Here is a 272-nt window from a genome sequence, read left to right on the forward strand (position 1 = left end):
AGACTGGGGAGAAACAAAACAGAAAACAGTGAACAACAAGGAAATCAAACTGTACTTTATTGCCTTTGTACTCGTTCACTCGCGACAAAAATATATGGAATGGCAAGCACGTCCATTCACCACAAGAGATGCGATTCGTTGTCACGAACATGCCTTCCAGTTCTATGGAGGACGAACCGAAGAAATTGTCTATGATCAGGATCACTTAATCTCAGTAAGTGAAAATGCAGGTCAACTACTTTTAACAGCTGAGTTTCAAAGCTATGTAAACG

1 pseudogene is annotated in these 272 nt (G+C 40.4%); it reads left to right on the forward strand.

Features of this window, described 5'->3' with window-relative positions:
* Positions 1-272, forward strand: a pseudogene (locus CHH91_RS18515) (IS21 family transposase); the annotation flags it as partial.

It is taken from the genome of Virgibacillus sp. 7505, assembly GCF_002272135.1.
In the GTDB taxonomy this organism is placed as follows: Bacteria; Bacillota; Bacilli; order Bacillales; family Amphibacillaceae; genus Terribacillus.